10 protein-coding genes and 1 pseudogene are annotated in these 12,962 nt (G+C 63.8%); 3 read left to right on the forward strand and 8 right to left on the reverse strand.

Annotated features, from left to right (window positions below; all coding sequences use genetic code 11):
* Nucleotides 1–12: 12 nt before the first annotated feature.
* From AXW79_RS03455 to AXW79_RS03480, 6 genes are all read right to left on the reverse strand, one after another.
* Nucleotides 13–1,071: an FUSC family protein gene (locus AXW79_RS03455; RefSeq protein ID WP_005312244.1), complete on the reverse strand. Its 1,059-nt coding sequence runs from the start codon at nucleotides 1,069–1,071 to the stop codon at nucleotides 13–15.
* A gap of 63 nt (nucleotides 1,072–1,134) precedes the next feature.
* On the reverse strand, nucleotides 1,135–2,880 hold the full coding sequence (locus AXW79_RS03460; protein ID WP_005312246.1) for a bifunctional molybdopterin-guanine dinucleotide biosynthesis adaptor protein MobB/molybdopterin molybdotransferase MoeA: 1,746 nt from the start codon (nucleotides 2,878–2,880) through the stop codon (nucleotides 1,135–1,137).
* Entirely contained in the window at nucleotides 2,877–3,524 is a 648-nt protein-coding gene (gene mobA, locus AXW79_RS03465) for a molybdenum cofactor guanylyltransferase MobA (RefSeq protein ID WP_005312249.1), read from the reverse strand. The genes AXW79_RS03460 and mobA overlap by 4 nt, the downstream gene beginning before the upstream one ends.
* On the reverse strand, nucleotides 3,496–4,191 hold the full coding sequence (locus AXW79_RS03470; RefSeq protein ID WP_005312252.1) for an energy-coupling factor ABC transporter ATP-binding protein: 696 nt from the start codon (nucleotides 4,189–4,191) through the stop codon (nucleotides 3,496–3,498). Before AXW79_RS03470 ends, mobA begins: the two co-directional genes overlap by 29 nt.
* Before the next feature lie 115 nt (nucleotides 4,192–4,306).
* Complete coding sequence (locus AXW79_RS03475) at nucleotides 4,307–5,008, reverse strand: ABC transporter permease (RefSeq protein ID WP_005312255.1); 702 nt, start codon at nucleotides 5,006–5,008, stop codon at nucleotides 4,307–4,309.
* A gap of 64 nt (nucleotides 5,009–5,072) precedes the next feature.
* Complete coding sequence (locus tag AXW79_RS03480; protein ID WP_011898980.1) at nucleotides 5,073–5,918, reverse strand: substrate-binding domain-containing protein; 846 nt, start codon at nucleotides 5,916–5,918, stop codon at nucleotides 5,073–5,075.
* A gap of 250 nt (nucleotides 5,919–6,168) precedes the next feature.
* Between AXW79_RS03480 and AXW79_RS03485 the strand changes: the two are divergent.
* Nucleotides 6,169–7,528 (forward strand): annotated as a pseudogene (locus tag AXW79_RS03485) (sigma-54-dependent transcriptional regulator).
* Nucleotides 7,529–7,559: 31 nt separating this feature from the next.
* Nucleotides 7,560–9,719 (forward strand): sensor histidine kinase, encoded by a 2,160-nt coding sequence (locus AXW79_RS03490; RefSeq protein WP_005312263.1) that lies wholly within the window; start codon nucleotides 7,560–7,562, stop codon nucleotides 9,717–9,719.
* A 124-nt stretch (nucleotides 9,720–9,843) separates the two neighbouring features.
* On the opposite strand, the gene AXW79_RS03495 is transcribed toward AXW79_RS03490, so the two are convergent.
* Both AXW79_RS03495 and AXW79_RS03500 read right to left on the reverse strand, forming a co-directional pair.
* On the reverse strand, nucleotides 9,844–10,710 hold the full coding sequence (locus AXW79_RS03495) for a helix-turn-helix transcriptional regulator (protein ID WP_005312265.1): 867 nt from the start codon (nucleotides 10,708–10,710) through the stop codon (nucleotides 9,844–9,846).
* Between the two features lie 15 nt (nucleotides 10,711–10,725).
* The gene (locus AXW79_RS03500; protein WP_005312267.1) at nucleotides 10,726–11,583 is read right to left on the reverse strand and encodes a formate dehydrogenase accessory sulfurtransferase FdhD; all 858 of its coding nucleotides are present in this window, start codon (nucleotides 11,581–11,583) and stop codon (nucleotides 10,726–10,728) included.
* Between the two features lie 288 nt (nucleotides 11,584–11,871).
* Between AXW79_RS03500 and AXW79_RS03505 the strand changes: the two genes are divergently transcribed.
* On the forward strand, nucleotides 11,872–12,912 hold the full coding sequence (locus AXW79_RS03505) for an IS481-like element ISAs19 family transposase (RefSeq protein WP_005312270.1): 1,041 nt from the start codon (nucleotides 11,872–11,874) through the stop codon (nucleotides 12,910–12,912).
* Nucleotides 12,913–12,962 lie beyond the last annotated feature (50 nt).

The raw sequence follows: 12,962 nt of genomic DNA on the forward strand, positions 1-12,962 counted from the left end.
CGGGGCGTTTTGCTATGTGTGGCTCTGGCTGCGGGGCGGGTACATCACCAGCCCCAGCAGGCGGCGCAAGTGGGTGAGCTGTTCGGTGAGCTGCAGACTCAACCAGAGATAGCCGCTGATGGCGGCCTCGCCCCTGGCATCGAGTCGCACCCGGGTCGCGGCCTCCTGCAACTCGCTGATGGCCTGCTCAGCCCCTTTCAATTCGCCGCTCTTGAGCATGAGCGCCAGCTGGATCATCACGGCCTCGGTCGCCTGCTGGCAGGCGCGCAGCTCGGGGGTACTCTGCATCAGAAAGTGGCTTTGGCGATCACTCCAGTAGGTGTTGGCCAGCATCTCCAGGGTGCAGAGGGTGTTGCGCATCGTGGTCTGGATGGCCTCGAACAGGGCGCTGCCAAGGCGGGTCTCCTTGACCGCCGGGGTCAGCAGGGGGCGCAGGCTCACCATCTTGGAGAGCAGGCGAGAGTGGCTCTGGGCCAGCCTGGGTCGCTCCAGAATATTGGGAGAGAGGTGGGTATGGTAGAGCCGGTGCGCTTGCAGCAGGGTGTCGTGCATCTGCAACCGCCAGTGGCTGTAGGCGCGCTGGGGGTAGATGCTGCAAAACAGCAGCGCCAGCAGGGAGCCCAGGATCACGTCGGCACTGCGCCACAGTGCCGTCTCTATGTCCCCCGGCATGGCACCCATGGTGACCCCCAGTGTGATGCCTATGAGCAGCCCCACGTAGGGGCGCTTGCCGAGTGCCAGATAGCCGCACAGGAACATGATGCAGCCGCACCACACCAGGGTCAGCGGCAGGGAGTAGAGCTCCAGATAGAGGGCCACCACACCGCAACCGGCGCCGAAGATGGTGCCGACCACACGTTGCAGGGCTCGTGACAGCACGTTTCCCCAGAACGAGATAGGGCCCATCACCACCACCAGCGTGATCAGCGGCCAGGTGCTTTCCGGCAGCTTGAGTTCGCGGGTTAGCAGAAAGGTGAGCATGAAGGCGAGCGCGATGCGCAGGCCGTGGACGATGCGATAGCGGCCATAGATCAGCAGATCGAGCCGGGAGAGGGGGGTATTCAGGCGCAAGGGACAAGCCTCGGGTCATGGGCGCAAGCACCCCGCCACGCCCGGCGGGGTGATCGCGATTTATCAGGCCACTCGTCCCTGGAGTGGGTGGATCCAGACCCGCTCGCCGACCGCGATGGCCGGCTGGGCGGGGACAATTTCAATCAGGCAGTTGGCCTCGGCCATGGAGCTGAGAATGCCGGAGCCCTGCGGCCCGGTAGTGCGCACCCGCAGCACGCCGCTGGCATCCTGATGGAAGACGCCGCGCAGAAACTCGGTGCGGCCAGGGCGGCTCTGCATCTCCTGCTCGGCCTGCGCCGAGAGGCGCAGCGGCTGCCAGACCCGGCCTTGCAGGCGAGCGATGGCGGGTTCGACAAATTGCAAGAAGCAGACCATGGCTGCCACCGGATTGCCCGGCAGGCCGAAGAAGGGGGTAGTCCCCAGCTTGCCAAACGCCAGCGGGCGACCTGGCCGCATCTGAATGCGCCAGAAGGCTATCTGGCCAAGCTCCGCCAGCACCTGCTTGATGAAGTCGGCATTGCCCACCGAGACGCCGCCCGAGCTCAGCACCAGATCGGCGTTGGCCGCGGCCTGTTCCAGCTGCTGGCGTAGTATGGCGGGATCATCGGGGATGATGCCCAAGTCCATCACCTCGCAGCCTGCGGCGGCGATGAGCGCCATCAGGGTGAAGCGGTTGCTGTCGAAGATATGGCCCGGGGCCAGCGTTTCGCCCGGTGCCTGCACCTCATCGCCGGTGCTGAACAGTGCCACCTTGAGCGGGGTGCGTACCGACAGGCTGGCCTGACCCAAGGAGGCCGCCAGTCCCAGCTGGGGGGCGCCAAGGCGAGTACCGGCCGGGATGGCGACCGCGCCCTTGGCGAGATCTTCCCCGGCCAGACGCACGTTCTGCCCCGCTTTGATGGGGGCGCTGATGGTGACCCACTCGCCCTCAACTTGGGTCTCTTCGCGCATCACGACCGTATCGACGCCGGGGGGCAGCGGCGCCCCCGTCATGATCTGCACCGCCTGACCAGCCAGCACAGGCTCATGGTGCTGCTGGCCCGCCAGCACTTCACCCACCAGTTGCCAGCGACCGGCGGCGAGGTCGTCGCCGCGAAGGCCAATCCCGTCCATCGCCGAATTGGCGTGGGGGGGCACATTGATGGGGCTCACCAAGTCCTGTGCGAGCACGGCGCTGTGGCACAGGGCCAGTGGCGAGTCCGTGCTGCGAGTGGTGGGGGTGAGTGCGTCCAGAATGGCGCTGCGGGCCCCTTCCACCGACAGAAAACCGGCCCCCGGCGCCAGCTCTTGCTGCCGGCTGCGCTCGAGGTACGCGCAGACGAAGTCGGCGATGGCCGCCAGATCATTGATATCGAGCCGGGGCAGGGCAGTATCTGCCGGCTGATCGCTTGCCAAGGCGATGATGTCGCTATCAATCGGAAACAGCAGCGGCTTGCCAAGCGCCGCGCGGTGTAGCTCTATCTTGGGGAAGTGCTCGTGCTTGAACCCTTCCACCAGCAGCAGGTCGAGCCGGGTCTGGTCGAAGCTGGCCAGCAAGGCGTGAAACGGGGGCTCGGCGTCGGGCGTCTCGACGATGCGGGCGTGACGACGGCGCGAAGCCGCCATCACCTGATCCGCTCCCGCCTTGCGCAGGCGGTAGCTGTCCTTGCCCGGCTGGTCGGTGTCAAAGTCGTGATGGGCGTGCTTGAGCACACCCAGGCGCAGACCGCGGCTTACCAGAATGGGGATGAGTTGTTCCAGCAGCGTGGTCTTGCCGGTACCGCTCCAGGCCGCAAAGCCGAGCAGGGGAAGAGTGGGGGCCGGTGTCATGATGCTGTGGCTCCTTGTCGGGGGTCGGTAGACGAGTTCAGCAGGCGCGCCTCGTAGGCGGCCAGCTCGGCCGGGGTGTTGAGGTTGATGAAGGCATCCGGCTGGTCGGCAAAGCTCACCACCGCCATCTTGTGGCGGGCGAACCAGATATCTATCTTGCGCTCACCCTCGGCCAGGGCATGGGTGAGCGACGGCAGCAAAGACTTGTGCAGCAGGGCCACCACGGGTTGCAGCCAGTCACCATCGTGGGCCACTACCAGTTCGGTATCCGGGGTGAGGGCGGTGCGAAAGCGGCTCATCAGATCATGGGGCAGGGCGGGGCCATCGCAGGGGACGAACAGCACCCAGTCGTGGCGGGCGGCGGCAAGGCCGGCTTGCATGCCCGCCAGCGGGCCCAGATAGTCCGGGTTGTCGTCGCTGATGACGGTGGCCAGCGCCTGATAGCGGGCCTGACTGCGGTTGGCGTTGATCAGCACCTCATCCACCTGGGGACGCAGCCGGTCAAGCACATGGTCGATGAGCGGGCGGCCCGCCAGTGCTACCCAGCCCTTGTCTTCGCCCCCCATGCGGGTGGCGCGGCCACCGGCCAGGATCACGGCAGAGACGGGGAAGGCATCAGTTCTGGGTTCGCTGTTTGAGGTCATGTCGCTCGATGATTTTCAAAGGGGTGGGTTCGTGCAGCTGGCCACGGGCGAGGGTCCATTGCCGCTCGCACAGATCGGTCAGATCGTTGCTCTGGTGGCTGATGATGACCAGGCCGCTGCCCTGTTCCTGCAGATCTTGCGCCAAGGCGGCCATCAGGGCAACCGAATGTGCATCCAGATTGGCGGTGGGTTCGTCCATCAGCAGGAAGGCGGGCTGCAACGCCCAGGCGCGGGCCATGGCCAGACGCTGGCGCTCGCCACCAGACAGTATGCTGATGTGCTCCCGCGCCAGACCCTCCAGCTCGACCCGGCGCAGCGCCTCGAACACCCGCACCTCGTCGGCGGCCTGATGGCCGAGGGCCCAGGCCACGTTGTCGTGCACGCTGCGATCGAACAGATAGGGGGTCTGGTGCAGATAGGTGACTCGGCCCGGGCCGGGATCCCGTTTGATCCACTGCTCGAGTCTGGCGCGCCAGCCGCAGGCGAGATTGGTGTGGCCCCGAGTCGGTGTCAGCAGGCCGGCCAGTATCTTGAGCAGGGTCGTCTTGCCCACCCCGTTGGCCCCGCGCAGCCAGATGGCGTCGCCCGCCGCGATGGAGAGCCGCTCTATCTGGAACAGGTTGCGCTCGCCAAAGCGCATCATCAGCTGGTGGGCGGTCAGGGCCATGGGGTACTCCAGTTGATAAACAGTGGGGGCATGGTCAGTTCTTCAGATAGCTGTGGCCGCGACAGAGATGGGGTCAGCAGCATTCGGTCAGGGGTAAAAGTGCGCAGCGTCATGGTCAGTTTTTCAAATAGCTGTGACCACGGCACGCGGTCAGCAGCAGGTTGAGCAACAGCGCCAGGCTCAGCAGCACTATGCCAAGGGCAACCCCCTGGGCAAAGGCACCCTTCTGGGTTTCCAGCGCGATGGCGGTGGGGATGTTGCGGGTAAAATGCAAGATATTGCCCCCCACCATCATGGAGCAGCCCACCTCGGTGACGATACGGCTGAAGGCGCCTATCACGGCGGCCAGCAGGCCGAAGCGGCACTCGCGCATCAGCCCGAGCAGCGCCCTCGGCCAGGAGAGCCCCAGGGTGCGGGCCGTCTCCCAGGCGCGTCTGTCGCTCTGGATAAAGGCGGCGTGGGCCATGGTGGCAATGACGGGGAAGGCGATCAGCATCTGCCCCACCACCATGGCTTGCTGGGTAAAGAGCATCTTCCAGTCGCCGAAGGGGCCTGCCCGGGAGAGCAGCATGTAGAGCAAGAGGCCGATTACCACGGTCGGCACCGACTGCAGGGTATTGATGCAGGAGAGCCAGAGCCAGCGCGCCGGGATTGGCAGATAGGCGAGCGCAAAGCCGAGCAGCAGCGCCGGCACCAGCACCAGCAGCAGCGCGATGCAGGAGACGGAGAAGGAGACCCCTACCACTTGCCACAGCTCGGTATCGCCCCCGAACAGCAAGGCAAGCGCCGCCAGTGTTGTATCCAGCAGAGTCGGCATCAGGCGCCTCTCTCAGGGGGCAGGGCGAATGCCGCCCATGCCCTTGTTTCGTTCAGGGTCGGCATTATTTCCCGTTGGCATCGGCCACAAACAGCGACTGGCCTGCCACCTTGAAGTCACCGATAAGCGTCTGGCCGTGCTCGGAGACCAGCCAGTTCTTCAGGGTGCGCGCCCCTTCGGTATTGAGATCCGGGTAGCGCTTGGGGTTGACCAGAATCACCTGATAGGGGTTGAACAGACGTTTGTCGCCCTCCAGCAGCACGGCGAGATCCAGCTTGCTCTGGTAGGCAAGCCAGGTGCCGCGGTCGGTCAGGGTATAGGCGCCAAGCTCGGAGGCCATGGTCAGGGTCGGGCCCATGCCCTGGCCGATGGACTTGTAACCGGCAAACTCGGGTTTGACGTCGGCCGCCTGCCACAGTGTCTTCTCCTTGATGTGGGTGCCGGACTCGTCCCCGCGGGAGATAAAGGTCTGGCCCTGATCCTTAATGGCTTGCAGCCCCTTGGCCGCGTCGTGCAGCTTGCCCAGACCCGCCGGATCCTGGCTCGGGCCGACGATGACGAAGTCGTTGTACATCAGGTGCACCGGCTCTATGCCAAAGCCCGCGTCAACAAAGGCTTTTTCGGCAGACGGAGCGTGGGTCATCACCAAATCCGCGTCGCCGTTCTCACCCATCTTCAGGCTCTGGCCGGTACCGGCCGCCATCACCTGTACCGGATAACCGGTCTCCCTGGTGAACTGGGGCAGCAGCCAGCCCAGCAGGCCGGACTGCTCCGTGCTGGTGGTGGTGGCGAGGCGAATGGGCGCCTTGGTGCTCTCGGCGTGGCTGGCGGTACTCAGCAAGGGGAGGCTCAGCAGCAGGGCGGTCGAGAGGGCAAGGGCAAGACGTTGGCGCACGGTTCCTGTGATCATGATGTTCATCGTATCCGGGTGATGGGGAGAGGGCAGGACTAAGCAAGCAGGGTGCCAAGCTGGCCGCACACTGCCAGCAGTGCGGTTTTTAATGTTAAAACAGTCGGTTAACGGGGTTAATTGCGTGATGGCCTCGTCGCTTTTAATAAAGGAGGTTGGCACTCGGGGCCGGTTAGCGACAAAATGTCCCACAGTTTATAAGGTCGGTGGGACAATCCCGGAACCTTGTCGAATCTGAGGTACTTTTTTCATGACTGCACCCACCAGCCGCTGGTCTGCCCTCTCTCTGCTCATCGTCGATGACGAGCCCGGCATGCGCAGCTTTCTGGCCAAGGCGCTGGCCAGGGAGGGGCTTCGCCCAGATAGAGACGGCCGCCAGCGTGGAGGAGGCGGAGGCCCTGCGCTGCCGCCTGCATTTCGATCTCATCATCGCCGACATCCGGCTGCCGGGGCGCTCCGGCATCGAGTGGCACGAAGCCATAGACCCCGCCACCCGGCGCAGCGACATCATCTTCATGACCGGCTTCGGTGACATGGATACCGCCCTCAAGGCGCTGCGACTCGGTGCCAGCGACTTTATCCTCAAGCCCTTCAACCTGGATCAGATGGTCCAGGCGGTGGACAGGGTAATTGAGCGCCGCCAGATGGAGCGGGAGAACCTGCTGCTGCGCCGGGAGGTGAGCAAGCTGTTCCCGCCCACCCTGATAGGCGACAGCGCCAAGACCCGCGAGCTCAAGACCCTCATCGCAAGAGTGGCGCCCTCCAATGCCGCCGTGCTGGTGGAGGGGGAGTCCGGCACCGGCAAGGAGCTGGTGGCCCGCGCCCTGCACCAGCTCTCCGGCCGCATGGGGGCCTTCGTGCCGCTCAACTGTGCTTCCATCGCCCCCGAACTGCTGGAAAGCGAACTGTTCGGCCACGTGCAGGGGGCTTTCACCGGTGCCCGCAAGGGGCGTGACGGCCTGTTTCGGGTCGCCTATCAGGGCACCCTCTTTCTGGACGAGATAGGCGAGATGCCGCTCGCCATGCAATCGTCGCTGCTGCGGGCTCTGGAACAAAAAGCCATCCGGCCGGTCGGCGCCGAGCGCGAGCTGTCGGTGGATGTGCGCATCGTCGCCGCCACCAACCGCAACCTCAAAGCCGAGGTGGAGGCAGGCCGCTTTCGGGAAGATCTCTTCTACCGGCTCAACGTAGTGGCGCTGCCGGTGGCGCCCCTGCGGGATCGCGTCGACGACATCCCGGCCCTGGTGCACCACTTCACCCGCCAGCTCACCTCCGAGATGGGGATGGGCTCGTTAAGCTGGACTCACGAAGACGTGGTGGCCATGCAGGCCTATCCCTGGCCCGGCAACGTGCGCGAGCTGCGCAACCTGATCGAGCGCTGCCTGCTGCTGGGCAAGCCCCCCGCCGACTACTGGCAGAGTGCCCAGTCCAGCGATCAGAGCAAGGGGGGAGAGGGATATCCCCTGGAGTGGGCGCTGGCAGAGGTGGAGAAGGCCCATATCCTGCAAGTGGTTGAGCGTTTCGAGGGTAACAAGTCCGCCGCTTCCCGGGTGCTGGGGGTGGCGCGCAAGACCCTGGAGCGCAAGTTCAAGGAGTGGGCCATCGAATGAAACTGCTGATCCTCTGCCGCTGGCGGCGACCATGACGCTGAGCCTGCTGCCCCGCTGGTTGAAAACAAAAGTCCGTTGGCGCCTGCTGCTGCTCACCTCTGTGCCCATCATGCTGACCCTGGTGGGCATGATGGGGCTGACGCTTTACTGGACCCTCACCTACAGCTGGCAGAACCTGCTCACCAATGTGCGCGGTGACCTCGGGGTGGCCCACCATGCGGTGAGTGTGCAGCAGCAGCGTCAGGCCGAGCATCTGGAACACCTGCGCGATGCCTGGGCGTTTCAGCTGCGACTGCGCGAGACGCCCGATGAGTTGCAGCAGTGGGTGAAGCCACTGGCGGCCAACTATGACCTCGACTTTCTGCGCTTGCGCAGTGGCGCCGAACTGGATCAGTTGACGGCCCGGGAGCGTGCCACCCTCGGCGCCGGGCGCAGCATCAGCCATTTTGTGGTCTGGTCTCGTGAAGAATTGCAGGCCCTCTCGCCCGCCCTTGCCAGCCGCGCCGTGTTGGACAGGGAACAGACAGCCGCCACGGTTCAGGAGACACGGGGGCTTGTCAGCCTCTCCATGACCCCTGTCATGGGGCGGGATGGATCGCTCTGGGCCGTTCTGGAAGGGGGTGAGCTTATCAACGGCAGCACCCGACTGGTGGATGAGCTCAAGCGCCAGGTGTTTGCCAAAAACACCCTGCCAGAGGGGAGCATAGGCACAGTCACCCTGTTTCTCGATGATCTGCGGGTGAGCACCAATGTGCCGGTCAGCAGCAGCCGTCAGGTGGGCCGAGCCGTGGGTACCCGGGTCTCGGCGCCGGTACGGGAACAGGTGCTGGGGAGGGGGGAGCTCTGGATAGATCGCGCCTTCGTCCACGATGCCTGGTATGTCTCCGGTTACGAGCCTCTGCTTGGGGCCCGCGGCGAGCGCATCGGCATGCTCTACGTCGGCTTTCTGGAGTGGCCCATCATTCGCACCTACCTCACCAACCTGCTGGAGCTGGGCTCAGGCGTGGTGCTGCTCTTGCTGCTCTCGGGCCTGCTGGTCTATCGCGGCGCGCGTGATCTCTTCACCCCCATAGAGCGGATGCACAAGGTGGTGCGTCAGGTGCAATATGGCCAATCGGCCAGGGTAGGGCAGTTGGCCCTGGATCCCGACCACGAGCTGGCCCAGCTGGGTCGCCAGTTTGACGCCATGCTGGACCGGCAGGATGCCCATCGCCAGCAGATGGCCCGCAGCGCCGACGAGCTGGAGCAAAAGGTGGCCGAGCGCACCTTGAGCCTCAAGCAGAAGACTGCCGAGCGCACCTTGAGCCTCAAGCAGAAGACTGCCGAGCTTGAACACCACATCCATATGCTGACCCAGGCGCGCCAGCAACTGCTTATCAGCGAGAAACTGGCGGCCCTCGGCGAGCTGTGCGCCGGGGTAGCCCACGTGATCAATAACCCGCTGGCGGTGATCCTCGGCAATGTGGAGCTGATGAAACTGGAGCTGGGGGAGGCCGCCGCCCCCGTCAGCGAGGAGCTGGCGCTGGTGCTGGCACAGATCGAGCGCATTCGCGCCATCACCCGCAGCCTGCTCCAATACTCCCGCCCCGGCGACTACGAGACGGCGCCCGTCTGGCAGCACCTCACCCCCATCATCGAAGAGAGCCTGACCCTGGTGCGCTCCGCCCTGCGCCAGCAGCAGGTGAACCTGGTGGCCGATCTGCAGGCCCAGCAACCCATAGAGGCGGATCGCCAGCAACTGCTGCAGGTGCTGATAAACCTGTTGGTCAACGCCAGCCATGCGCTGGGGGAGCAGGGGGAGATCCGGGTCGAGAGTCGCGACTGGTTCGACGAGGCGGGAGGGCTGCAAGGGGCAGAGGTGCGGGTCATCGACAATGGCAGCGGCATAGACGCCGCCATCATGGACAAGATCTTCGACCCCTTCTTCACCACCCGCGCCACAGGCACAGGCCTTGGGCTGGCCCTGAGCCACCGTATCATCAGCCGCTGGGGCGGGGAGCTGTTGGTGGCCTCCACCCTGGGGAAAGGAAGCTGCTTTACCATACGGCTGCTCAGCCGCGCCCGCCTGCCCGCTGGCAGCGAGCCCCGTCAGCTGGAGGGGTGGCGCATTGCGCTGGGGGCCGAAGGGCGTGAATCTGGCACTGTGGTGCATGAGCCTGACTCGGCAGTGGGTGAGTCATGGAAAGGGTAAGTGCCTGCCCATTTATCAGAGCGGATGAATAGCACAGATGGGCAATAAAACAGACGGGCCTGCCAGGATGGCAGGCCCGTGCTGGTCAGGGCTGTCGGCACAAAGAGAGGGCTAGCCGCTTTCGCTACTGCGGGCTCCACACCAGCTTGCCGCTCTGGGTCAGGTCATAGCCGCCGAGGCGGGCCGCCAGCTCGCGCCCCTCGGGGGATTGCAGCCAGCCGATCAGCTGTTGCAGCAGGGTGCGAAAGAAGACCCCCTGCGGCATCACCAGATCGAAGCACTCTTGGGAGAGCGGCATAAAGCCGAGGCCAAACTCGGTGGCAGTGCTCTGGGCGCCGGGCCCCACGTCGGCATCGCCACGGCTGATGGCGGCGGCCAGCTCCCGCTCGCTGTTGACCTCAATGGTGCGCTCCAGCCGGGTCAGCGACTCCCCCTGGGTTTGCAGCCACTCCTGCAGGGCGCGCTGGCTGCCAGCCCCCTCCTGGCGCATGGCCCAGCGCCAGTCGAGCGCCTCTTTCGCCTCCTTGGGTTGCAGCCCCTGGCGCAGCACCAGCCCCTGCACCCGCCTAAATCCATGAACGATCACCCATTGCCTGTGGCCCTGATACTGCTGTACCAGCGCCGGGTGGCGCAGATGGGCCTCCTCGGCCTGCCCCCAGTGGATGGCGCAGAGATCCACATGGCCGCGTGCCAGCATCGCCAGCCCCTGACGGGTGCCGCACGGGGTGTAACCCACCAGTGCCTGGGTGCCGAGCTGCTGGGCCAAACGGCTGCTGGCGTAGTGCAGCAATACGTCGTCAGAGCCCGCCAGCAGCAGCCGGTCGTTCATCACCCCCTCGTGGCAACTGCCTAGCAACCAGCGATCAAGCAGGGAGCGCGGAAACAGCCACTTGCCGGTCGCCTTGGTGGCGGGGATGCGCGCCTCGTTGGCGAGCTGGTAGACCTTCTTCTCGTTGAGATCGAGATATTCGGCCACCTGCTTCACATTCATAAACTCGTTCATTGCCTAGTCCCGCATCCCGCGACCAGCCGAACTGGGCGCCAGCACCGGCGGCTTCTCGTCCAGCACGATATGGTCGTGACCGCTAAAGACCTCGAAATGGCGCCCCTTGGCACGGGCAATCATGGTGATGCCGAGCTGGCGGGCGAGATCCAGCCCCATCTGGGTGACGCCGGAGCGCGACAGCAGCACCGGAATGCCCATCTGCGCCACCTTGATCACCATCTCCGAGGTGAGCCGCCCTGTGGTGTAGAAGATCTTGTCGTGGCCAGCCTCGCCGCGCATCCAGAGCTCGCCCGCCAGGGTATCCACCGCGTTGTGGCGCCCCACATCCTCGACAAAGGAGAGGATCTCCGCGCCACGGCAGATGGCGCAGCCATGCACGGCACCCGCCATCTTGTAGGTTTCGTTATGGGCCGACAGCGCCTTGAGCAGGGCATAGAGGGTGCTCTGTTTCAGTTCCGGCGCCGCCAATACCACACCTTCGAGCTTCTTCATCACGCTGCCATACATGGTGCCCTGACCGCAGCCGGAGGTGACAGTCTTCTTCTCCAGTGACTGGTCGAGATCGGCGGCCTGCTGGCTGCTCACCACGGCGGCGGCCTCGCTCTCCCAGTCGACGATCACCGACTCGATGGCCGAAATATCCTCGATAAAGCCCTGATTTTTAAGGTAACCCAGCACCAGCGCCTCGGGGCGGGCCCCCAGCGTCATCAGGGTTACTATCTCCTTCCAGTTGAGGTAGACAGTCAGTGGCCGCTCACAGGCGATTTGGCGGGTTTGCAGCGTGCCCTGCTCATCCATCACCTCGACGGCCATGGTGAGCTGGGCTGCGGCATTGCTTTTGATAAAGGTCGGTGTCATGGGGCCCCTCGCGACCGGTTGCCGGGATCTAAGGGGAGGGACACAGCAAGTTTTGTTCCAGATTACTTTTGGGTGAGGTTCTCGGTAATCACCCCATTTTGAGGGGCGCTTAGAATGTATGGAGATGGTATTCACCTGACACAGAATTATAAACAGCCTCTCCCTTGGTGAACGGTTACGTGTATGGAGATGGTATTCACCTGACAGTTGCCCACAAAAGGGAGTGGTCATACGGCTTCAAACCGGATAACAAAACGGTACCCCTACCGTGTTATCTGGAGTCACCGTATGACCACCAACGAGAAAGTAGCACGTCGCAAACTCAGCCTGCTAGAACTCGCCAAAGAGCTCAATAACGTCAGCAAAGCCTGCAAGCTCATCGGCTACAGTCGTCAGCAGTTCTACGAAATCCGTCGTAATTACCAGACCTATGGCGCCGAGGGCTTGCTCGACAAACTGCCCGGCTGTAAAGGGGCTCATCCCAACCGGGTCGCTCCCGAGATTGAGCAGGCCATCCTCGATTACTCCCTCACCAGGCCTACTCACGGCCCGCTGCGGGTCGCGCAAGAACTAGCTCTGCAAGGTATCAACGTCAGTGCCGGTGGGGTGCGTGGCGTGTGGCAACGTCACGATTTGCTCTCCAAACACGACCGCTTGTTACGTCTCGAGAAAACCCATCGGGAACAAACGATTGAGCTCAATGACGAGCAAATTCGCCTGCTCGAGCGCTTCAGTCCCGAGTTCCGAGAACGTCAGATAGAGGTCCACTACACCGGGGAACTGGTGGCGGTCGACACCTTCTTCGTCGGCGCGCTCAAGGGGGTCGGTAAGGTGTATCTGCAAATCGTGCTGGACTGCTATAGCCGCCACGCCTGGGGGCGGCTCTACACCAGCAAGCTGCCCATCACCTCGGTCCATGTGCTCAACGAAACAGTGCTGCCATTCTTTGAAACCCACGAGGCACGGGTCTATACCATCCTGTCGGACAACGGGCGCGAGTTCTGCGGGCGCCCTGACCATCATCCCTACGAGCTGTTCCTGCAACTGGAGGGGATTGAGCACCGGACAACCAAGGTGCGCAGGCCGCAGAGCAACGGCTTTATCGAGCGGCTACATCGAACCTTGCTGGATGAACACTTCCGTATCAAGGGGAGAACGACTTGGTATGAGTCGGTGGAGCAGATGCAGACAGACCTGGATAGCTATCTGGAACACTACAACACCCAGCGGCCACATCAGGGCAGGATGATGGAGGGTCAGACCCCCTACCGCATGTTCAAGAAGGGTCTGAAATTGATACCGAAGGAAGTGCGCACTAAAGTAGCGTAAACAAGACACCGGTTTGAGGCCGGTGTCAGGTGATAACTAAATAACTGATC

The organism is Aeromonas salmonicida subsp. salmonicida (genome assembly GCF_001643305.1).
GTDB classification, from domain to species: domain Bacteria; phylum Pseudomonadota; class Gammaproteobacteria; order Enterobacterales; family Aeromonadaceae; genus Aeromonas; species Aeromonas salmonicida.